General features: G+C 71.8%; 14 protein-coding genes. 8 read left to right on the top strand and 6 right to left on the bottom strand.

Annotation, left to right across the window (positions count from 1 at the left end; translation table 11 throughout):
- Positions 1-39 precede the first annotated feature (39 nt).
- The gene (locus tag MRBLWS13_RS00400; protein ID WP_349427122.1) at positions 40-963 is read left to right on the top strand and encodes a PHP domain-containing protein; all 924 of its coding nucleotides are present in this window, start codon (positions 40-42) and stop codon (positions 961-963) included.
- A 47-nt stretch (positions 964-1,010) separates the two neighbouring features.
- Here MRBLWS13_RS00400 and MRBLWS13_RS00405 read toward each other — a convergent pair whose 3' ends face one another.
- A complete protein-coding gene (locus tag MRBLWS13_RS00405) occupies positions 1,011-1,445 on the bottom strand; it encodes an SHOCT domain-containing protein (RefSeq protein WP_349427123.1) in 435 nt (144 codons plus the stop codon).
- Between the two features lie 106 nt (positions 1,446-1,551).
- Positions 1,552-3,081: a DEAD/DEAH box helicase gene (locus tag MRBLWS13_RS00410; protein ID WP_349427124.1), complete on the bottom strand. Its 1,530-nt coding sequence runs from the start codon at positions 3,079-3,081 to the stop codon at positions 1,552-1,554.
- A gap of 212 nt (positions 3,082-3,293) precedes the next feature.
- Between MRBLWS13_RS00410 and MRBLWS13_RS00415 the strand changes: the two genes are divergently transcribed.
- A complete protein-coding gene (locus MRBLWS13_RS00415; protein WP_349427125.1) occupies positions 3,294-4,007 on the top strand; it encodes a ferritin-like fold-containing protein in 714 nt (237 codons plus the stop codon).
- Positions 4,008-4,092: 85 nt separating this feature from the next.
- On the opposite strand, the gene MRBLWS13_RS00420 is transcribed toward MRBLWS13_RS00415, so the two are convergent.
- Both MRBLWS13_RS00420 and MRBLWS13_RS00425 read right to left on the bottom strand, forming a co-directional pair.
- Positions 4,093-4,383 (bottom strand): hypothetical protein, encoded by a 291-nt coding sequence (locus tag MRBLWS13_RS00420; RefSeq protein ID WP_349427126.1) that lies wholly within the window; start codon positions 4,381-4,383, stop codon positions 4,093-4,095.
- Positions 4,384-4,396: 13 nt separating this feature from the next.
- Complete coding sequence (locus MRBLWS13_RS00425) at positions 4,397-4,621, bottom strand: DUF3107 domain-containing protein (protein WP_045296833.1); 225 nt, start codon at positions 4,619-4,621, stop codon at positions 4,397-4,399.
- Between the two features lie 158 nt (positions 4,622-4,779).
- On the opposite strand from MRBLWS13_RS00425, the gene MRBLWS13_RS00430 reads away from it, so the two are divergent.
- Together MRBLWS13_RS00430 and MRBLWS13_RS00435 are read left to right on the top strand one after the other, a co-directional pair.
- The gene (locus tag MRBLWS13_RS00430; protein ID WP_349427127.1) at positions 4,780-8,037 is read left to right on the top strand and encodes an ATP-dependent DNA helicase; all 3,258 of its coding nucleotides are present in this window, start codon (positions 4,780-4,782) and stop codon (positions 8,035-8,037) included.
- Positions 8,038-8,096: 59 nt separating this feature from the next.
- Positions 8,097-11,399: an ATP-dependent DNA helicase gene (locus tag MRBLWS13_RS00435; protein ID WP_349428943.1), complete on the top strand. Its 3,303-nt coding sequence runs from the start codon at positions 8,097-8,099 to the stop codon at positions 11,397-11,399.
- A 207-nt stretch (positions 11,400-11,606) separates the two neighbouring features.
- Here MRBLWS13_RS00435 and MRBLWS13_RS00440 read toward each other — a convergent pair whose 3' ends face one another.
- Entirely contained in the window at positions 11,607-12,977 is a 1,371-nt protein-coding gene (locus MRBLWS13_RS00440; RefSeq protein ID WP_349427129.1) for an aminoglycoside phosphotransferase, read from the bottom strand.
- A gap of 77 nt (positions 12,978-13,054) precedes the next feature.
- Between MRBLWS13_RS00440 and nudC the strand changes: the two genes are divergently transcribed.
- Together nudC and MRBLWS13_RS00450 are read left to right on the top strand one after the other, a co-directional pair.
- Positions 13,055-13,969 (top strand): NAD(+) diphosphatase, encoded by a 915-nt coding sequence (nudC, locus tag MRBLWS13_RS00445; protein WP_349427131.1) that lies wholly within the window; start codon positions 13,055-13,057, stop codon positions 13,967-13,969.
- On the top strand, positions 13,966-15,747 hold the full coding sequence (locus MRBLWS13_RS00450; protein WP_349427132.1) for an ATP-dependent helicase: 1,782 nt from the start codon (positions 13,966-13,968) through the stop codon (positions 15,745-15,747). The genes nudC and MRBLWS13_RS00450 overlap by 4 nt, the downstream gene beginning before the upstream one ends.
- 777 nt (positions 15,748-16,524) lie before the next feature.
- On the opposite strand, the gene MRBLWS13_RS00455 is transcribed toward MRBLWS13_RS00450, so the two are convergent.
- Positions 16,525-18,003, bottom strand: coding sequence for a zinc-dependent metalloprotease (locus MRBLWS13_RS00455; RefSeq protein WP_349427133.1), 1,479 nt, complete (start codon positions 18,001-18,003; stop codon positions 16,525-16,527).
- 146 nt (positions 18,004-18,149) lie between these two features.
- On the opposite strand from MRBLWS13_RS00455, the gene MRBLWS13_RS00460 reads away from it, so the two are divergent.
- Both MRBLWS13_RS00460 and MRBLWS13_RS00465 read left to right on the top strand, forming a co-directional pair.
- A complete protein-coding gene (locus MRBLWS13_RS00460) occupies positions 18,150-19,277 on the top strand; it encodes a S16 family serine protease (RefSeq protein ID WP_349427134.1) in 1,128 nt (375 codons plus the stop codon).
- 95 nt (positions 19,278-19,372) lie between these two features.
- Positions 19,373-22,297 carry a UPF0182 family protein gene (locus MRBLWS13_RS00465; RefSeq protein WP_349427135.1) on the top strand — a complete coding sequence of 975 codons (2,925 nt, stop codon included), beginning with the start codon at positions 19,373-19,375 and terminating at the stop codon, positions 22,295-22,297.
- Positions 22,298-22,344: the final 47 nt, after the last annotated feature.

The following is a 22,344-nucleotide window of genomic DNA, read 5'->3' on the forward strand; positions in this document are numbered from 1 at the left end:
GGGCGTGGCGCGTGGTAGCGCCCGCGCTACGCTCGGAGGATGCCCGGATCGTCCCGACGCCCGCTCCACACGTCGCCGACGCGGCGCGCGGAGCCTCGGGACACCGGCGCTCAGCGCTTCGAAGGACCGAGCGATCTGCACCTGCACTCCGCGAACTCCGACGGTACGCAGCCTCCCGCCGAGGTGATGGCGTCCGCGCATCGACACGGGGTGCGGACGGCGGCGCTCACCGACCACGACACCACCTCGGGATGGGCGGAGGCCGCCGACGCCGCGACATCGCTCGGCATGACCTTCATCGCGGGCATGGAGCTCTCGGCCCGCCACGAATGGCGCAGCGTCCACGTGCTGGCGTATCTGCCGGATCCCGACGACCCGGCGCTGCGTGCCGAGACCACCCGCATCCGCTCATCGCGGCTGGATCGCGCCCGGCTCATGGCCGACCGGATCTCTCGCGACTACGACCTCGTGTGGGACGACATCCTCGAGCAGACGAGCGACGGGGCGACCGTCGGGCGGCCGCACATCGCCGACGCGCTCGTGGCCCGCGGCCTCGTGCGCGACCGTGCCGAGGCCTTCGCCGGAATCCTCAGCCCAGGCGGCGACTACTACGTCGCGCTGTACGCACCCGACCCGGTGACCGCCGTGCGGCTCGTCGCCGGCGCCGGGGGAGTGCCCGTCATCGCGCATCCTGCCGGCCGGGCCGGCCTGCTGCCGGTGCGGCTGATGGAGCGGATGCTGGATGCCGGCCTCGCCGGCTTCGAACTCGGACACCGCGAGAACCGGGAGCCGGCCCTCACCACGCTGCGCGACCTCTGCCGCGAGCGCGACCTCATCGTCACCGGCTCGAGCGACTACCACGGTCTGGGCAAGCCCAACCAGCCGGGCGAGAACACCACCAGCGACGACATGGTCGCGCGCATCATCGAGCAGGCGACGGGAAACGCCCCTGTCTACCCGTGAGGGCGGGCAGAGGCGTCTCCGTGCGGTGCGTGCCGCAGCTCAGGTGATCAGCTCAGCGCCTTGGCCTTCAGCGCGTCGTACTCCGCCTGCGTGATCGTGCCGGAGTCGAGCAGACCCTTGGCCTTGGCGATCTCGTCGGCAGCGCTGGTGCCGCCGGAGCCCGCGACGGACTTGATGTAGGCGTCCTGGGCGCTCTGCAGCTCGGCGGCCTGCTTCGCGCCGCGCTGGGCCATGCCGTTGCCGCGGGCGATGAGGTAGACGAGCAGCGTGAGGAACGGGACGAAGATCAGGAAGATGATCCAGACCGCCTTCCACCACCCGTTCAGGGTGTGGTCGCGGAACAGGTCGCCGATGACGGCGAACAGCGCGAACAGGTACGCCATGAAGAAGAAGATCCAGAGGAACCACCAGATGATGTCCCAGAAGGAGCCCCAGAAGCCCTGGTACTCATATGCGGTGGTGACGGCATCGAGGATGTGCACGATACGCCTTTCTTGACTGCGAGGTTGCGGCACCACGTGCGCCGCTTGCGCTCACAATAGCGCGGTCGCGGTGCCGTACGACGGCACCGCGACCGGTGAAGAGGAATCAGGCGCCGACGGTGGCGCCGCCCGCGGGGGCCGACCCTCCGCCGCTGCCGCCGCGACGGCGACGGCGCCGACGCGGCGCGGGCTTTCCGTCGTGGTGCTCCTTGCCGCCGCCGTCGTGGGTCCCGCCGCCGTCGGTGGAACGGTCGCCGTCGGTCGACGGTCCGCTCTGCTCCGCCGAGGCCGATGCGCCGCCGTCGACGGGCTCGAAGGTCGAGCCCACACGCTCGGAGTCGCCCCGGCGCCGGCGACGCCGGCGGCCCGGGGCCTGGCCGTTGGTCTCGACCTCTGCCGCGGCATCCGCTGCCCGTTCGGGCTGCACGCGGACGGCCTGGGTCTTCGGGGCGGTCACGATGCGCCCCTTCGTGCCGGCCGGGATGTCGAGATCGCTGAACAGGTGCGGGCTGGAGGAATACGTCTCGACGGGCTCCGGCTGCCCGAACTCGAGCGCGCGGTTGATGAGGGCCCACTTGTGCAGGTCCTCCCAGTCGACGAAGGTCACCGCGATGCCCGTCTTGCCCGCGCGGCCGGTGCGGCCCGCGCGGTGCAGGTACGTCTTCTCGTCGTCGGGGATCGTGTGGTTGATGACGTGGGTGACGTCGTCGACGTCGATGCCGCGCGCCGCCACGTCCGTGGCGATGAGCACGTCCTTCTTGCCGGCCTTGAAGCCGGCCATGGAGCGCTCGCGCGCCTCCTGGCTCATGTCGCCGTGCACCGACGCGGTGTTGAAGCCGCGGTCGCCGAGCTCGTCGGAGAGACGCTGCGCCGCGCGCTTGGTGCGCGTGAAGATCACGGTCTTGCCGCGGCCCTCGGCCTGCAGGATGCGGGCGATGACCTCGTCCTTGTCGAGCGAGTGCGCACGGTAGACGAGGTGGTTGATGTTGGCCTGCGTGAGGCCCTCGTCGGGATCGGTCGCGCGGATGTGGATCGGGTTCGACATGAACCGGCGGGCCAGCGCGACGATCGGGCCGGGCATCGTCGCCGAGAAGAGCTGCGTGTGACGGATGGCCGGCACCTTCGAGAAGATCTTCTCGATGTCGGGCAGGAACCCGAGGTCGAGCATCTTGTCGGCCTCGTCCAGCACGACCTCGGTCGCGTGCGAGAGGTCGAGCAGCCGCTGGTTGTTCAGGTCGATCAGTCGGCCGGGGGTGCCGACGACGATCTGAGCGCCGGCCTTGAGCTGGTCGATCTGGCCCTCGTACGCCTTGCCGCCGTAGATCGCGACAACGCTGGTCGGGCGCCCCGAGGTGAGCATGTCCATGTCTTCGTAGACCTGCACGCACAGCTCGCGCGTCGGCACCACGATGAGCGCCTTGACGCCGGGCGCCGGTGTCGGACCGAGCCGCTGGACGACGGGGATGCCGAAGCCGAAGGTCTTGCCGGTGCCGGTCTTCGCCTGGCCGATGATGTCCTGGCCGGGGAGGCCGAGGGGGATGGTCTGCTCTTGGATGGGGAATGCGTCGACGATGCCCTTTGCGGAGAGCGCCTCGACGATGTCCTGATCAACGCCGAGTTCGGCGAAGGTCGTCACGATGTGTGCCTGTCCGGCAGTGAGATGCTGCCTGGGTTCTTGCCCGGGCGCGGTTCCGGCCTCGTCGAGGTCGCCGCGCGGGCGGAAGTGCGATCCACGCCCTTCTCTCCCACAGGCGCGGGCGCCCCGATCCGACGCCGGGGACGCTACCCACGATACCGGAGGTATCCGGCGCGGACACGTACGGGCCGGCGCCTCGTAGGCTTTCGTGCATGGTGAAGTGGTTCTGGCAGCGGCGGGAGACGGGCCGCAAGCTGCAGCTGCGCTCGCGCGACGAGCTGAGCGGCGGCAATCGTGTGGACTTCGAGGAGCTCGCTCCCGACATCGACACGTTCCTCGGTCAGGCCGCCTACCTCCAGCTGGGCTTCTTCGAGACGCTCACCGAGCTGATCCAGACGACTCCGGAGCTCGGGGAGAAGGAGGCGGTCTCGCGCGCCGCCGGCGCCGCGCTCACCAAGCACGAGGCGCTCGTCTCGCTCATCCGCGAGCGCGGCGACGATCCGACCGCGATCATGCGGCCGTTCCGCGAGCCGCTCGACGGCTTCCGCGCGGCGACGCACGGGGTCCGTTCGCAGGAGACGATGCTGTCGGTGCACATCACCGCGGGCATGCTCGACGACTTCTACCTCGCGCTGTCGGCGAGCTATGGCGACACCGGAGACCGCGTCGCCCGCATCCTCCAGGCCGACGACGACCGGCAGGCCATCGTGGAGCTGATCACCGAGACCATCGCGAGCGACCCCGAGTGGAAGTCGCTGCTGGCGCTGTGGGGCCGCCGGCTGGTCGGCGACACCCTGCTCATCGCCCGCGCCGCGCTGCGGCCGATGTCACTGGGCCGTGCCGAGGAGCAGAAGGTCGAGCCCGTCTTCACCGAGCTCATGGCCGCCCACTCGCGTCGCATGGACGCGATGGGCCTCGCGGCCTGAACCGCCGGTGACACGCCGCGCGACTGCGCGGGCGTTCTCGTCCGTCGCGTCAGCGTCGGTCCGGCGTCAGCAGTGCTCCGCCAGGTCAGCTGATCCCGAGGCTGGTCTTCTCTCGCGCGTCGTGGGCGACGCGGACGCGGGAGATCGCGATGATCGCCGGGTAGGTGACGACGATCGGGACGATCAGCGCCGCGAGCCACGGCCACGGGGTGTCGATGCCGACGCCCACCCACGTCAGGATCGCCCACGCGAGGCCCGCCGAGACCGCGCCGATCATCGGGGCGAGCACGACGCCGCGCGTGAGGCGCTGGTGCAGCTGGAAGTGGATGCCGAGGCCGACGGCCGCGCCGACGATGAAGGCGATGAGGATCTGCACGTCGCGGGTCCGCTCAGGCCACGAAGCCGACGCGGCGGGACTCCTCGGAGCCGAGCTCGATGTACGCCAGGCCGGCGGTGGGGACGATGTACGAGTTGCCCTTGGCGTCGGCGAACGTCACGTGCGTCGCGCCGGCGTCGAGCGCCGCGGCGACGGACTTCTTCACGTCGGCCGCCGGCTCGTTCGTCTCGAAGTTGAGCTCGCGGCCGGTGTTCGCGATGCCGATGCGGATCTCCACGTGACTGACCTCCTGCGCGGGGCGACGGTGTACTTGCCGAAAGGCTGAGGGCTCCCCGGACGCATGGCAACTCTACGACACCGCGGAGCGGCATCCGCCCGCCCTGGACACGCTCTGGGCGAACGGCCGATGTCGGCCGTGCGCGCTACCGTCGAAGGGTGACCCCGGGGAGCCAGCAGCGCGCGACGTACGCGCCGGATGCGTCGCAGCGGGCCGTGCTGGTCCTTCCCGTCGAGGCATCGGGTGTCGTCGTCGGCGCCCCCGGAACGGGCAAGACCGAGACGCTGGTCGCCCGGGTGGCGGCACTCGTCGAGGCGGGCGTCGATCCCGACACCGTGCTCGTGCTCACGCCGTCCCGCCAGACCGCGACGGCCCTGCGCGACCGGCTCGGGCTCGCCGTCGAGGTGGCGACGACCGGTCCGCTCGCCCGATCGGTCGCGTCGTACGCGTTCCAGATCGTGCGGGCGCACGCGGTGGCCGTCGACGCCGACCCGCCGCAGCTTCTCACCGGTGGCGACGAGGACCAGATCATCCGGGATCTCCTGGAAGGCGACGAAGAGGACGAGGCTGCGGGTGCGGCGCGCTGGCCGGACTGGCTCGGCACGGCGATCCGCGGCACCGCCGGCTTCCGCACGGAAGTGCGCACCTTCCTCGCCGAATGCACCACGCTCGGCATCGGGCCGCAGCGCCTGCGCGAGCTCGGCGAGCGCCACGAGTTGCCCGCCTGGGTCGCGCTCTCCTCGTTCTTCGCCGAGTACCTGCAGGTGCGGGACGGCATGCGCGGCGCGCATCGGGATGCCGCGGGACTCGTCCGCGAGGCGGTCGGCCTGCTGCGCACGGCGCCGGCCGGCAGCCCTGCGGTCGACCGGGTGAGGGTGGTGCTCGTCGACGACGCGCAGGAGCTGACGCTCGGCGGTGTCGAACTGCTGGAAGCCGTGCGCGCGCGCGGTGCCGCGGTGCTCGCGTTCGGCGATCCCGATGTGGGCTCCGGCTCGTTCCGCGGCGCGACGCCCGAGAATTTCGCACGCCTGGCGGCGTCGCTCGATGCGGTGCACGTGCTCGCCGGAGGGCATCGCGGCACCGGGTGGCAGCGCGAGCTCGTCGGGCGGGTCACCCAGCGCATCGGCGCGGTCGGCGTGGTCGCGCATCGCGGCGCCGCCTCCCACGCCGAGCCCGACGCGTCGGTGCGGGTGCTCACCCTGAACTCGACGGCGGAGGAGTACGACGCCGTCGCCCGCGTGCTGCGTGAGCGTCACGTGCACGACGGCGTGCCGTGGCGGGAGTGCGCCGTGATCGCCCACGACACGCGACAGGTCGCGGCGCTCGAGGCCGAGCTGTCGGCCAGAGAGGTGCCCGCGCGCTCGAGCGGCCCCGGCCGGGCGCTCGGCGCGGTGCGGCCGGTGGCAGATCTGCTGCGGCTCGTCGAACTCGCCTCCCGTGACGACTGGACCTTCGAGGACGTGTCTGCGGCGCTGGTCGGCACGTACGGGCGGCTCGACGTCATCGAGCTCCGCCGGCTTCGTTCGGCACTGCGCCATGCCGAGCTGCAGCGCGTGCTCGACGCCGACGCGGAGGAGGCGGAAAGCGCGCAGGGTGCCGAGCGCTCGGGGCGCGACCTGGTCCTGTCGGCGATGCGGCAGCCGCTGGAGTTCGACCTGCTCGACACGCGCGAGGCACGCCGCGCGGGCTCGCTCGCGCGCACCCTCCAGGCGCTGCGCGACGACCTGGACCGCGGCGTGACCGCCCACGAGCTGCTCTGGACGGCGTGGGACCGCAGCGGGCTCGCGCGCGCCTGGGCGGAGCTCGCGCGGGGGAACGGCCCTCTGGCCGAGCAGGCGCATCGCGACCTCGACGCCCTGGTCGCGCTGTTCCAGGCTGCGAAGCGTTTCGTCGAGCGCTCGCTCGACGCCGATCCGCGCGTGTTCGTGCGGTCGATCCTCGACAGCGGCGTCGCGGAGGACCGCCTGGAGGCTCCGACGCGCGACGACAGCGTCCGCATCATGACACCGGCGGGCGCCCTGGGCCTGGAGTTCGACACCGTCGTCGTCGCCGGTGTGCAGGACGGCGTATGGCCCAACACGCGCCTGCGGGGGAGCCTGCTCGATACCTGGCGACTGGCGGATGCCGCCACCCGCTCCGACGGCGAGACGCTGGGTGCCTTCGACCGCCGCCGCGCGGCGATGCACGACGAGCTGCGACTGCTCGCGCGCGCCCTGTCGCGCGCCACGGCCCAGGTGATCGTGACCGCCGTGAACGACGACGACACCGGCCCCAGCGTCTTCTTCGAGCTGCTGCCCGACCCCGAGCCGCTGGAGCTCGACCATCCGGTGTCATTGCGCGGACTCGTGGCACGGCACCGGAGGACGCTCACCCAGCAGGGATCGCGGGCGCTGACTGCGGCCGGGCCGCGCCCGGCCTCGCCACCGGCGGGACCTTGGGCGACCTCCGCGGCACGCGCCGCCGAACAGCTCGCCTTGCTGGCGGACGCCGGAGTCGCCGGCGCCGCCCCACGCGAGTGGTACGGCGTCTCCGGTCCGACGTCGATCGGTCCCCTCCGTGACCTGTCGCGAGAGGACGTGCGCGTCTCCCCGTCGCGCCTGCACGCCCTCGAGGAGTGCGAGCTGAACTGGGTCATCGCAGATCTCGGCGGCGACCCCGGTGGGACGACCGCGGGCCTCGGCACGATCATCCACGCGGCTCTCGAGCACGCCGCGGGCCACGACGAAGCGGCTCTCTGGGCCGAGGTCGAGGCGCGGTGGGGCGAGCTGACATTCGAGGCCGCCTGGCGTGACCGCGCCGAGCAGACACGCGCGCGCGACCTGGTGCGCCGCCTGCACCTGTATCTCCGACGCTTCGACGACGCCGGCGGCACGTTGATCGGGGCCGAGCCCCACTTCGAGGTGCACATACCGCTGGTCGCCGGCGAGGTCGCACAGGGCCCGGACGCGACGCTTCCCGATCCGGCATCCGACACCACCGGTGCCGACCGCCACCGCGTGATCCTGTCGGGATACATCGATCGTGTCGAGCTCACGCCGGAGGGGACCGTGGTCATCATGGACCTCAAGACCGGCAAGCGCGAGCCGCAGACCGATGCCAAGGTGCTCGACAACCCGCAGCTCGCGGCTTACCAGCTGGCGTTCGAGTCCGGCGCGATCGCCGAGGCGAACGGACACCCTGCGGGCGGCGCGAAGCTTCTCGTCCTCCGCCCGACCGCGACGAAGTCCGACTACGCGACACCGTGGCAGCCACCGTTCGACGACGAGCGGAGGGATGCATTCCTCGGCCGGATCCGCACCGCCGTGGCGGTCATGCGAGGCGAGACCTTCACCGCTCCCTACGAGGAGCACTGCCGCGACGAGCACTCGTACGGACTGTGCCGCATCCACACGGTGGGCGCGGTGAGCGCCTCGTGACCGTCGTGCAGGGCGTTTCGACGCAGCCGATGGTCGCTGGCGCCGTCGCGCCGACCCCGATGCTGTCGGCGCGGGTCATCGCGGCGGCGCTCGGCCAGTTCCCCCCGACGGTCGAGCAGACGGCGGTCATCGAGGCGCCGCTCGCGCCGGCTCTCGTCGTCGCGGGGGCCGGCAGCGGCAAGACCGAGACGATGGCGGCGAGGGTCGTGTGGCTGGTGGCGAACGGCATCGTCCGTCGCGACGAGGTGCTCGGCCTGACCTTCACCCGCAAGGCGGCCGGTGAACTGGCCGAGCGCATCCAGAAGCGGCTCGCCCGTCTGGCCGAGTTCGAGCGGCGCGGCCTGCTCCCCGCGCTGCCGGGCCTGGCGGAGGCAGGAGCACTCGCCGCGTTCGGCGAGCTCGAGCGGTCCGGCGCCGATGGCGCTCGCGCGACCGCCGAACGCCATCGGCTGCTCGACGCGCTCGCACAGGCGGTGGAAGCGACCGCCCAGGATTCGGCCGACGACGCGCTGCTGCATCGACCGACCGTGGCGACGTACAACAGCTTCGCCGACCAGATCGTCCGCGAGCACGCCCTGCGGATCGGGCGGGATGCCGAGGCGGCCGTCCTCTCCGAGTCGGCGGCGTGGCTGCTCATGCGCCGGGTCGTCTTCGCCTCCGACGATCCGCGCCTCGAGGAGCGAGGTGAGGCGGTCCGATCCATCGTCGACGCGGCGCTGCGGATCGCGCGCGACGGCGTCGACAACCTGGTCGACTTCGACGCACTCGCCGCGTTCCCCGAGCGCTTCCGCACGGTCCGCGAACTGCCCTCGACCAACCGGCGGACGACCGTCTACGCCGACGTCGCCGATGCGGTGGAGCGGGTCGACGCCTTGGCGCTCCTGACCGATCTGGCCCGGGGGTACGCCGCCGAGAAGCTCCGGCTCGGGGTCATCGACTTCTCCGACCAGGTCGCCGGCGCGCTCGAAGTCGTCGCCAGCCATCCCGCTGTGGCGGACGACCTCCGCGATCGTTACCGCGTCGTCCTTCTCGACGAGTACCAGGACACGTCGGTGGCGCAGACCGACCTGCTGGCAGCGCTCTTCGCGGGCACCGGGGTGATGGCCGTGGGTGATCCGCATCAGGCGATCTACGGCTGGCGCGGCGCGAGTGCCGGCAACCTCGGCGGGTTCTCCGACGCGTTCTCCCCGGGCTCGCCCTGCGCGCGCTACGCGCTCCTGACGAGCTGGCGCAACAGCGCCTCCGTGCTGTCGGCGGCCAACGCCGTGCTCGCGCCGCTCGCGGCATCCGGCGGAACCGTCGCGGTCGAGGAACTGCGCGCACGGCCCGGCGTCCCGGCGGGTGCCGTCGAGCTCGGCTTCGACGCCGACCTCGACACCGAGGCCGATCGTGTGGCCGAGTGGTTCGCACGGGTGCGCGCGGAGCGCGCGCAGGAGGGCCTCCCCACGACCGGGGCTATCCTCTTCCGCAGCAAGAAGCACATGGTGCGCTTCGGCGACGCGCTCGGGCGGCGCGGCATCCCGCATCGCATACTCGGCCTCGGCGGACTGCTCTCGACGCCCGAAGTGGTCGACGTCGTGTGCGCCCTGCGGGTCATCAGCGAGCCGTCCGCGGGCTCTGCGCTCATCCGCCTCCTGTCGGGGCCGCGCTGGTCGATCGGCCTGCCGGATCTGCGGGAGCTGGCCGCGCTCTCGCGACGCCTCGCGCGGCACGACACCGCCCTCCAGCCGCTCGCTCCCGAGGTGGTCGAACGCATCCGGGGCAGCGCCGGCGACGACGACGGCTCGCTCGTCGACGCGCTCGACTTCGTCCTGCGACAGAAGCCCGACCACGGCTGGCTGACCGGATTCACGCCCGATGCCCGCGAGCGGCTGCGCGACGCCGCATCCGTCTTCGCCGGGCTCCGGCAGGCCAGTGGGATGCCGATCCCCGAACTCGTGCGGCTGATCGAACTGGAGCTGCGCCTGGACATCGAGCTCGCCGCGAACGAGACGCGAGGACCCGCACGCATCGCGTCGGCTCAGCTGCGGGCGTTCGTCGACGAGGTCCACGCGTTCCTCGCGGCGGACGAGACCGGCTCGCTTTCCAGCCTGCTCGCCTGGCTCGACCACGCCGAGCAGCTCGACGAGTTCGCGCCACGCACCGAGCCTCCCGAGGACGACGTCGTGCAGCTGCTGACCATCCACGGGTCGAAGGGCCTCGAATGGGATGCCGTGGCCGTCGTGCGCCTCGTGAAGGACGAGCTGCCGAGCGCGCCGCGCGACACCAAGGCCTGGCTGGGCTTCGGGGTGCTGCCGTACGCGTTCCGCGGGGACTCCGCCTGGCTGCCGGCCCTGGGCTGGCAGTCCGCCCAGACGCAGCAGGAGCTCAAGGGGGCGATCGACGCGTTCGTCGAGGCGAACCGGGGCCGGCAGCTCGAAGAGGACCGACGGCTCGCCTACGTCGCGGTGACGCGCGCCCGCGACCACCTGCTGCTCACCGGGGCGACGTGGTCGGGCACCAAGCGCCCGCGCACGCGGAGTGTGTTCTTCACCGAGATCGCCGAGGCGCTCGGCGTGACGCTGCCCGACGACGAGGCCGGCGACGATCCGTACCAGGGGGAGCGCCGGGTGCTGCAGTGGCCCATCGATCCGCTCGGTGGGCGCCGGGCGTCGGTCGAGGATGCGGCGCGCGCCGTCGAGGCCGCCTCGGCCGCGCCGCGCGGAGAGCTCGACCCGCAGGCGGCGCTGCTCCTCGCCGAACGCGACGCACGCCGCGCGCGGCCGGTGCACACCGCGCCGACTCGGATCGCCGCATCGCGCTACAAGGAGTACGTGGCCGACCTCGAAGGAACCCTGGCCGGTATCGCGCGGCCGATGCCGGAACGTCCCTTCCGGCAGACACGGCTCGGCACGCTGTTCCACGCCTGGGTCGAGCAGCGATCCGGACGCGCCGGTCTCGGCGGCTCCCTCGACGACGCGCTGTGGGAGACCGATGAAGAGGTGTCCGGCACCGAGGCATCCGTCGAGGACGCCGCCGCGCTGGCGGCGCTGCGCGAGCGGTTCCTCGCGTCGGAATGGGCGTCGCGGCAGCCGATCGAGGTCGAGACCGAGATCGACTTCACGACGATCGGCCCGGACGGGCTGCCGCACATCGTCATCTGCAAGCTCGACGCCGTGTATCGGCGCGAAGACCGCGGGGGCCGTATCGAGATCGTCGACTGGAAGACGGGGGTCGCGCCGCGCACCCCGGCCGAGAAGGACGAGCGGATGCTGCAGCTCGAGCTCTACCGCCAGGCCTACCACGCCAAGCACGGCGTCCCCGTCGACGAGATCGACGTCACGCTCTACTACGTCGCGGAGGACGTCATCCTGCGGGGCTGACGTCGGAGGCACCGGCCGGGCAGCCGCCGCTGCGGTCGGCGTGGGGCGTCGGCGTCCGACGGCGCGGCGAGCGTCGCGGCGCTGTCGCGGAGCGCGACATCTCCGTGTCGCGGCGCAGCCGAACGGCGGCGGAGCGCGAAAGTGCCGTGTCGCAGACCGAACGGCGCGGCAAGCGTCGCGGCGAGCGTTGCGGCGGGCGACGCGAGGTCAGTCCGCTCGCCAGCGGCGCAGCGCCGCCTCGGAGGCGCGTTCCGCCTCGGCCGCGGCATCCGTTCCCGTCTCGTCCTCGTGCGTCCTGGGCGCAGGGAGCTGCACGGGCGCCAGGTGCGGCAGCGCGATCGGTGCCGTGGAGACGTCGTCGGACGGATGGGGCGCCGCTGCTGCTGCCGATGAGGCGGCGGGAGCGCGGTCGGTGTCGCGGACCACGTCGCGGAAGGCGGCGAGGTCGGCCTCGGTGAGCTCCTCGGTGTCGAAGCGGGCGGCGTTCTGCCGGACCGGACCCGTGTCTGCCGCTTCGTCGGCCACCCACTGGGCGAGCTCTTCCGGATCGTACGCGTCGGTGTGCATCGAGGTGTCGACCGTCGACGGCGACGCATCCGGCGTGCGTTCGAGGAGGGCGATGGCGTCGTCGACGTCGAGCGCGGCATCCGACACGATGTCGTCTCCCGCGACCCCTGCGGCCAGCGATTCCAGGAGTTCGACGGCATCGGCGACGATGTCGTCGCGGTCCACGTCGTTCCCGTGCACGAGCCATTTCGCGAACTCGAGCTCTGCGTAGAGGCGCGAGCGCTCACGTGCACGGGCGTCCGGGGCGCGACCGCTGCCGGCCACATAGGCCGCATACACGTCGTCTGCCGCCTCGGGCGCGGACGCCAGCCACTGCAGGTCCGTCGCCGGGTCGCCGATCGACAGGCCGTGCCATTCGAGCAGGCCGGTGACCGTGGGCACTCCATCGAGGTCCTCGAACAGGAACGAGGCCGCACCCGCGCCGCCGAGCACGACGGCGGACTCGAAGCGCCAGAGGTCGTCGGAGTCTGCCGCGCGATGCCAGCGACGCGCGAGACTCACCGGGAGCCGACGCGTCGCGACCGCGCGTTCGATGAGGCGCGTGACGTCGGCGCGGACCTGGGGCGGCGTGCGGGCCGGGAGCCCCTCGCCTTTGACGATCGACTGCGGCAGCGCGTGGAGGGCAGCCAGCGCCGCACCCAGTGAGGTGGCCGCACCGCGGCCGGCCGGCAGGTGCGCGGCATCGACCCGGTAGCCGGGAAGGAAGTCGACGACAACGACGCGCGTGTCGCCGAGCCCGGCCTCACCGAGCAGTTCCGGCGCGCGGAAGGGGAGGAGCCCGCGGACACCCGGGGTCAGCGCGCGCAGCGCGCGCACCTCGGCAGCGAGCTCGGTCCCCGCTGTCGGGTCGGCGGGAACCCGCACGACGACGCGCCGGCCGTCGTCCAGGTCGGCGACAGCGGCGTCGTAGCGACCGGTCGATCCCTCGGTGAGGGCCCCGACCCCGACGACGCCGACCCGAGGCAGAGCCGACGTGACCGACGCGGCTAGAGTGAGGGGTGAGCGTGCCATGTGCCCAGGGTAGGTCGGTCGCGCTCGTCCGTCCCCGCGCCACGCCCGGCCCTGAACGACGAAGCGGAGCATGTTCGATGACGGCGCCCGACAGTACGAGCCTTCCTCCGCTGGCACGCCCGGGCCTCGACCGCGCGGCCGAGGAGCGACTCGCCCCCGGCCTCATCGATGCGCTGAAGACGGATGCTGCGACGCGCGTGCTCGTGATCGCGGGCGACTCGGCCCCACTGGCCGCGCCTGACGCGCTGCTGTGGCGGGCGCCCGCGGAGGTGCCCGAGGATGCCGAATGGGCCTTCCTCGGGCGGCACCACGACGGTGGCGCGCTGCTGGCCGCGGTGTTCCCTACCCAGGATGACGAACTCTTCTCCGCTCCGGCGGGCTGGGCGGGTCTGCGCTCGGCGGGTGCGGCGCTCTCGGCAGCCGAGGCAGGCGCCTTCGTCGAGGCACTGAGCCTCGGACGGTGGCTGCTGGACGCCCCGTTCTGTCCTGCGTGCGGCCACCGGACGGTCCTCGGCGACGCCGGCTGGTCGCGCCGGTGCCCGAACTGCGGACGCCAGCACTTCCCGCGCACCGACCCCGCGGTGATCGTCGCCATCACGAGCGCCGATGACCCCGACCTCCTGCTCCTGGGCTCCAACGCCCTGTGGGGCGCCGACCGGTTCTCGTGCTTCGCGGGCTTCGTCGAAGCGGGAGAGTCGCTCGAAGGCGCGGTGCGGCGCGAGGTGGCCGAGGAGTCCGGCGTGCAGGTCGGCGTCGTCACCTATCGCGGTTCGCAGGCATGGCCATATCCCCGTTCGCTCATGGTCGGCTTCTTGGCTGCGGCGCTCGACGACGGTGCGGCGGAGGCCGACGGCGATGAGATCGCAGCCGTGCGCTGGTTCACCCGCGACGAGATCGGCCGGGCGCTCGCGGGCGAGGGCGACGTCGTGCTGCCCGGTCCCGCCTCCATCGCGCATCGCCTGATCGCCGACTGGCACGCGGAGCGCGCATGACCGCTGACGTGCTCGCGGGGCTCGACGACAACCAGCGGGAGGCGGCGACGGCGCTGCGCGGGCCGGTCGTCGTGCTCGCCGGCGCCGGCACCGGGAAGACCCGCGTCATCACCCATCGCATCGCCCACGGCGTCGACACCGGCGCGTACTCACCGGGACGCGTGATGGCGGTGACCTTCACGACCAAGGCGGCCGGCGAGATGCGGGGGCGGCTGCGGGCGATGGGCGTCGGCGGCGTCGCCGCACGCACCTTCCACGCGGCGGCGCTCGCGCAGCTCAACTTCTTCTGGCCGACACTGGCCGGCGACAGCGCCCCGGGGATCATCGACAACAAGGTGCGCCTGCTCGCGCACGCGGCCGACAGCATCGGGCTCTCTCCCGACGTGGCGACGCTGCGCGACGTCGCCTCCGAGATCGAGTGGAGGAAGGTCTCGATGCTGAGCGTCGACGGCTACGTCGCGGCACGGCCCAACGGGGTCGGCCGACTCGGCGTGGATCGTGTCGTCGCGCTGCAGCACGCGTACGAGAAGCTCAAGGACGAGCGGCGGCAGCTCGACTTCGAGGACGTCCTGCTCGCCTGTGCGGGCATGCTGGAAGCCGAGCCGCAGGTCGCCAAGGCCGTGCGCGAGCAGTACCGGCACTTCACGGTGGACGAGTTCCAGGACGTCTCGCCGCTGCAGAACCGACTGCTCGAGCTCTGGCTCGGGGACCGGCGCGACATCTGCGTGGTGGGCGACGCTAGCCAGACGATCTACTCGTTTGCCGGCGCCGATGCCTCGTTCCTCCTCGACTTCCCGTCGCGGCATGAGGGCGCGCGCCTGGTCCGGCTCGAGACGAACTACCGATCGGATGCCCCGATCCTGGCGGTCGCGAACGAGCTGATGCGCGGGCGCCCGGGAGCCCTCCACCTGACCCCGGCCGCGCGGCTGTCCACGGAGACCGCCGCGCAGGAGCCTGTTCCCACGGTGACCGCGTTCGAGGACGACCGCTCCGAGGCGCGCGCCGTCGCGACGCGCATCACCGAGCAGATCGCGGCCGGCGCCGACCCCGGGCACATCGCGGTGCTCTACCGCGCGCACGCGCAGTCGGCCGAGCTCGTCGCGGCGCTGGCCGACGCCGGCATCGCGACGAGCGTGCTCGGCGGGCGGCGCTTCTTCGACATGCCGGAGGTGCGGCAGGCGGTCATGGAGCTGCGTGCGGCGTCGGTCGCGCCGATCGAGAGCGGCTTCGTCGACACGGTGCGCGACATCCTGCGCTCCCGGGGGCTCACCGACGAGCCGCCCGAGGCCGGCGGCGCGTTGCGCGACGCATGGGAGGCGCGCGCCGCGCTGCTCCGCCTGGCGCAGGAGGCTCCTGAAGGCACGACCCTGCGGGCGTTCACCGACGAGCTCACCGCTCGGGCGAAGGTGCACGACGAGCCGGCGATGCGCACGGTCACCCTGGCGACGCTGCACGCGGCGAAGGGTCTGGAGTGGGACCACGTGCACCTCATCGGCGTGGCGGAAGGGCTGCTGCCGATCTCGTACGCGACGACCTTCGAACAGGTCGACGAGGAGCGGCGCCTGGCGTACGTGGGCATCACGCGGGCTGGGCGAACGCTGTCGCTGACCTGGTCGCGAGGCGTACGGGAGCGGCAGCCGTCGCGGTTCCTGCGAGAGATCGGCAGCGGCACTCTGCGTGCGGGCGGTGCGATCGGACGTTCCGGTGGAGCGAGCCGGCGCGCAGGCTCACCGACCGCGTCCGCGACGCCGAGGGGTTCCGCGCGCGCTCCGCGATGAGCCGACCCGCCACGATCCCCGCCTCCCACAGCACCGCCGGCTCCGTCTCGACCGGGCGACCGAGCAGCTGCGCCGCGACGGCCGGCCAGGACGGATCGTCGTCGCGGCGCTGTGCGGCGACGCACGCGAGGCAGGCGGTGCGCCCGGGCTCCACGAAGGGGCCGATGTCCGCCCCCGAACCGGTGAGCGCCACCGGCGCGTGGGGGATGTCGGCGCTCATCAGTGCTGCGGACGCACCGGGCGCGACAAGGCGGTGGACCACGAACACCACCGCAGCAGTGTCGGGGCCGGCGCGGTCGACCGGGTCGAAGCGGTGGGCGACGTCGACGTCGTAGCCCGCCGCCGAGAGACCGGTGCCCACGGCATCGCGATGGTGCTCGGGCACGTCGGGCGCGCAGTGCAGTGCGACACGGCGCCGGGCTGCGGCATCCGTCGTCAGCGCACGCCGGATGCGTGTGAGGAACCGGCCGGCCGCGGCGGCGTCCGGAGCGCCGAGCGCCTGCGCGAAGGGGACGAACGCGCCGTCGGGGACCCCGCGCTCGAGCTCGCGCAGCACCCGCAGCTGCCACGGCTCGGGATCGTCGAGGATCGCGACGGGCTCGGAGCCGAACTGGATGGCGGTGTCGCTTCGCCACACCGGCGGATACGCAGGGTCGAGTCGCAGCATGCGCCCGATCCTGCCGCACGCGACGTCATCCTCGACCGGTATCCACAGGCGCGGCCCTCGGCCGGCCGGGTTTCGTGGGGCTGGGGAGGAGGGGCTCCAGACCGCACCTGTCACACCGGTCGGTGATCGTCGGGAGCGCTGCCCCCGTCGTCCTCGTCCGACGCGTCATCCGGCGAGGGACCGTCGGACGGGCCCTCGGTCGCCGGCGCCGCACCGTCGGACTCGCCCCCGTCAGCGGGCGCCCCTGGCTCTTCACCGGCGAGGAGACGGGCGAGAGCGTCGTCCATCTCGTCGTGCGCCGGCTCCTCGCCCCGCGCCCGCGCCTCCAGGCGGGCCACGAGCGCGGCGGGGTCGTCGATGTCGGCGGCGGCCGGCATGAGGTCGGGGTAGTCCCACAGTGCGTCGCGCGCCGCCGGACCCACGGCATCCGTCACGGCACGCCACATCGCCGCAGCCTCACGCATGCGGCGGGGACGGATCTCGAGGCCCACGAGCGAGCCCAGCGCGCGCTCGGCGGGCCCGCCGACCGCACGGCGACGGCGCACCGCCTCCGCGATGCGCTGCGCGGCGGGCAGGCGCGATGTCGCATCCTCGGTGACGACCTCCACCCAGCCCTCGATGGTCGCCAGCAGGTTCTCGAGACGCGCGAGGGCGGCGTCCTGCGCCTCCGAGCGCGCCGGCAGCAGAGCGCCGCTCTCGATCGCCTTGCGGAGCTCCTCCGGCTCGGACGGGTCGAACCGCGTGGCGAGGTCCTGGAGCGCGTCGGTGTCGACGTGCACACCCCGCGCGAAGTCGGTCACCTGCGAGATGACGTGCAGACGCAGCCACCGTGCGTGACGGAACAGGCGCGCGTGCGCGAGCTCGCGTGTGGCCGCATACAGCGCCAGCTGGTCGTCGGGGACCTCGAGGTCCCGCCCGAAGTCGGCGAAGTTCTGGGGGAGGATGGCCGCCTCGCCGTCCGGCATCAGCGGGATGCCGACGTCGCCGCCGCTCACGACCTCCTTGGAGAGGTTGCCGACGACCTGGCCGAGCTGCGACGCGAAGAGCGACCCGCCCACCGTCCGCATGAGGCGTCCCGCGCCCTGCACGAGGCCCTGCATGTCTTCGGGAGCCTGCTCGCTCAGCGCCGTGGTCAGCGCATCGGCGATGCTCGTCGCGACAGGTGCGGCGAGCTCCTCCCACACCGGGAGGGTGGCCTCGACCCAGGCGCCGCGCGTGAGCGTCACCGGGGGAGCGGGCAGCTCGGAGATCGTGGTCGCCTCGCTCAGCCATAGGGTGGCCAGCGAGAACGCCTGATCCAGGTCGGTGCGCTGGCCGGCGGTGACGCCCAGCCCCTCCTGGTTGGCGATGTGCAGCGCCTGGCGCTTCGCCATGTCCCACGAGATGCCGCTCTCGTCGGCGTTCTCGAACGCGCCCTGCAGCTGGCGCATGACCGCCTGCATCATCGCGGGATCGATGTTCATGCCCGACAGTCGCGAGAGCTGCTCCGGATCGAAGTCGCCCGCGGAACCGCCGAACAACTGGCGGATGAGCTCCTGGAAGTCGTCCTCGGGGCTGGGCCCGTCGCCAGGAGTGTCGTCGTCTGCCACTTCAGCCGCCTTTCAGCCGGTCGATGACGTTGCGCTCTACGCTAGTCGCAGCATCCGTCGCACCCCCCCCGGCAGGGACCCGAACGCCTTACGCCGGTCGCGAACGACCCGGCATCCAACGACAAGGCACGGAAGAGAGGTCCCGCGTGGCCCTGTTCGACGAGAACACGACGATCGAGCCCGCCCCGCGACAGCGGATGTCGCGCCGCACCGTCGCCGGCGTGTGGGCGCTCGCCGTCGCGATGGTGGTGCTCCTGATCATCACGTTCCTGCCGACGTCGTACGTCATCCAGCGGCCCGGGCCGGTCTACAACACCCTGGGCTCCGCGGAGAACGCCGACGGCGAGGAGGTGCCGCTCATCTCGGTCGAGGGCGCGGAGACCTTCCCGACCGACGGCACGCTCGACCTGCTCACCGTGCAGGTGCAGGGCAACCGCGAGCACACGCCGTCGTGGTTCGAGCTCGCGATGGCGTGGTTCGACCCGAGCCGGGCGGTCATGCCGATCGACTCGGTGTTCCCCGCCGACCAGACCCCCGAGGAGCGCAGCGAGGAGAGCGCCCAGATGATGGTCGACTCGCAGCACGAGGCCACGGCGGCCGCGCTCACCGAGCTGGGCTACGACGTGGGCGCGCAGCTGTCGGTCTACTCGGTCATCGACGGAGCTGCCGCCGAGGGCATCCTCGAGGACGGCGACATGATCCTCGAGGCGGACGGCGAGGCGGTGACGGAGGTCTCGACCCTCCGTCGGGTCATCAACGACGGCGACGGCGCGCCGGTGGAGCTCGTCATCGAGCGCGGCGGCGAGCAGCAGACGGTCTCGGTGACACCGCAGGAGCTCACCGACGAGAGCGGTGAGACGACGTGGGTGCTCGGGGTCAATCTCATCACCGACTACGACTTCCCGATCGACGTCACGATCCAGCTCAACAACGTCGGCGGCCCGAGTGCGGGGATGATGTTCGCGCTCGGCATCATCGACACCCTGACCCCGGACGAGCTGAACGGCGGCGAGCAGGTCGCCGGCACCGGCACGATCACCGCGGACGGCGAGGTCGGGCCGATCGGCGGCATCCGTCAGAAGATGTGGGGCGCGGTGGATGCTGGCGCCGACTGGTTCCTCGCGCCTGAAGCGAACTGCGACGAGGTGGTGGGTCACATCCCGGGCGATCTGCGGGTCTTCTCGGTCGAGGACCTCGACGACGCGCTCGCCGTGCTCGACGCGGTGCGCGATGGAGGCGACTTCGACGCGCTGCCCACCTGCACGGCGGAGTGACGCCGGCGGATCGTGCCCGAAACGTTGCGCGATTCCGAGAGTTCGTCCAGGGAGGACTAGGCGGCCGCCCTGAATCCGCCGCCTAGGATGGGACGGTGACCACGACCTCGTCGCCGACCCCGGCCACACCCTCCCGCACCCGACGCGTCATCGCCATCACGCTCGCGATCATCGCCGCCCTGGTGGTGGCGTTCTTCGTCTTCGCGAGCCTCTACGCGGACTGGCTCTGGTTCGAACAGCTCGGGTTCACGGAGGTGCTGCTGACCCAGTGGGTCGCCCGTGTGGTGATGTTCGTGGTCGGCTTCCTCGGGATGGCGGTGCCGGTGTGGCTGTCGATCCAGCTCGCCTACCGCCTGCGCCCCGTGTACGCACGGCTGAGCTCGCAGCTCGACCGCTATCAGGAGGTCGTCGAGCCCCTGCGACGCCTCGCGATGTGGGGCATCCCCGTCTTCTTCGGCTTCTTCGCGGGCTTCGCCGCCTCCGCCCAGTGGGAGACGACGTGGCTGTGGTTCAACGGCGTCGCGACAGACACCACCGACCCTGAGTTCCACCTCGACACCGGCTTCTACATGTTCGCCATGCCGTTCTGGAGCTCGCTCATCGGCTTCGCGTCGGCGGTGCTGCTGATCTGCCTGCTCGTGACGGCTCTCGTGTCGTATCTGTACGGCTCGGTGCGGGTCGGCCAGCGCGAGCTGCGGATCTCCAAGTCCGCGCGCATCCAGCTCGCGGTGATCGCGGGCCTCTACCTCCTGGTGCAGGGTGCGAGCCTCTGGCTCGACCGATACAAGACGCTCGTCGAGTCCGGCGCGGACGACCGCATCACCGGCCCCGGCTACACCGGCGTCAACGCGATCATCCCCGGGCAGACGATCCTCGCCATCGTGGCGGTCATCGTCGCGATCCTGTTCTTCGTCACCGCCGTCATCGGCCGCTGGCGCTACCCGCTCATCGCGACCGCCCTCCTCGTGGTGTCGGCGATCGTCGTCGGCGTCGGCTACCCGTGGGTCGTCAACACGTTCCAGGTGCAGCCGAACCGCTTCACGCTCGAAGAGGAGTACTACCAGCGCAACGTCGACATGACGCATCAGGCGTACGGCGTCTCCAGCCTCGAGCAGGAGGACTTCGCGGCGGTGACGGATGCCGAGCCCGGCCAGCTGCGCGACGACGCGGCAACCACCGCACAGGTGCGCATCATGGATCCCGCGATCATCTCGCCCAACGTGCGCCAGCTCGAGCAGTACCGGTCGTACTACCAGTTCGCCGATCCGCTGGACGTCGACCGCTACGAGCGGGACGGCGTCTCGCAGGACACCGTGGTGTCGGTCCGAGAGCTCAACCTCGACCAGCTCGGCAACGCCGCGGACTGGCAGAACTCCGCCGTCGTGTACACGCACGGCTACGGCATCGTGGTGGCGAAGGGCAACGACCGCACCGGCGACGGCGATCCGGTCTTCCTGGAGCGCGGCATCCCTGCCAGCGGCTTCCTCACGGATCAGGACGACTTCCAGCCACGCGTGTACTTCGGCGAGTCCTCGCCGCCGTACTCGATCGTCGGAGCCCCGGAGGGCACCCCGCCGGCCGAGCTGGACTACCCGGAGGGCGGCGACGCAGCTTCGGGCGAGCAGAAGACGACCTTCGAGGGCGACGGCGGGCCGAGCCTCGGCAACGTGTTCAACCGCCTCGTCTACGCGCTGAAGTTCCAGGCGGAGCAGATCCTGTTCTCGGACTACGTCAACTCGGAATCGCAGATCCTCTACGACCGCAACCCCCGCGAGCGCGTGCAGAAGGTGGCCCCCTACCTGACGCTCGACAACGACGCCTACCCGAGCGTCGTCGACGGCCGGATCGTCTGGATCATCGACGGCTACACGCTGAGCGCCAACTACCCGTACTCGTCGACGGTCAGCCTCACGTCGGCGATCTCGGACTCCAGCAACCCCGCGCCGCGCTTCGCGCTGGACGACATCAACTACATCCGCAACTCGGTCAAGGCGACCGTCGACGCGTACGACGGGTCGGTGAAGCTGTACGCGTGGGACGAGGAAGACCCGGTGCTGCAGTCGTGGCAGAAGGTGTACCCGTCGACGATCGAGCCGATCAGCGAGATGTCGGCGGACCTGATGAGCCACGTGCGGTACCCGACGGATCTCTTCAAGGTGCAGCGCACGATCCTCGGCGTCTACCACGTCGACGACGCGCGGTCGTTCTACCAGAGCGACAACCGTTGGCAGACGCCGAACGACCCGCAGGACGATGCCGCGCTGCAGCCGCCCTACTACCTGACGATGCAGATGCCGGGCGAAGAGGCGCCGACGTATTCGATGTTCACGTCGTTCATCCCCTCCTCGACGGGAGGCAACGCCAGGAACGTCCTCATGGGCTACCTCGCCGTCAACTCGAACGCCGGGAGTGAAGCCGGCGTGAAGAGCGACGACTTCGGCAAGCTCCGGATGCTCGTGATCGACGCCGATACGCCGGTTTCGGGACCCGGTCAGGTGCAGAACGACTTCGACTCGCAGCCCGAGGTGTCGTCGTTCGTCAACATCCTGAAGCAGGGCGACTCGGACGTGCTGAAGGGCAACCTGCTGACACTGCCCGTCGGCGGCGGTCTGCTCTACGTGCAGCCGGTGTTCGTGCAGTCGTCCGGCGCGACGAAGCTGCCCAAGCTGCAGAAGGTGCTGGTCTCGTTCGGCACGGACATCGCGTTCGAGGACACCTTGACCGAGGCGCTCGACACGCTGTTCGGCGGCGATTCGGGCGCCGACGCCGGTGACAACGACGTCGAGCCGACGCCCGGCGCGACCCCCGCACCCGAGCCGTCGCCCGAGCCCACCGAGCCCACGGAGCCCACGACGCCGGAGGAGCCGACCGACGAGTACCAGGCCGCGCTGCAGGACGCGCAGCAGGCGCTGGTCGACCGGCAGACCGCGCTCGAGCAGGGCGACTGGGCCGCGTACGGCGTGGCCGACGAGCAGCTCACCGCCGCGATCGAGAAGCTCATCGAACTCGGCGAGCAGTAGGCCGGATCCACGTGAGGACCGTCCAGCGGAAGCTGGACGGTCCTTCC

Origin of the sequence: Microbacterium sp. LWS13-1.2 (genome assembly GCF_040144835.1) — a bacterium.
Taxonomy (GTDB): Bacteria; Actinomycetota; Actinomycetes; order Actinomycetales; family Microbacteriaceae; genus Microbacterium.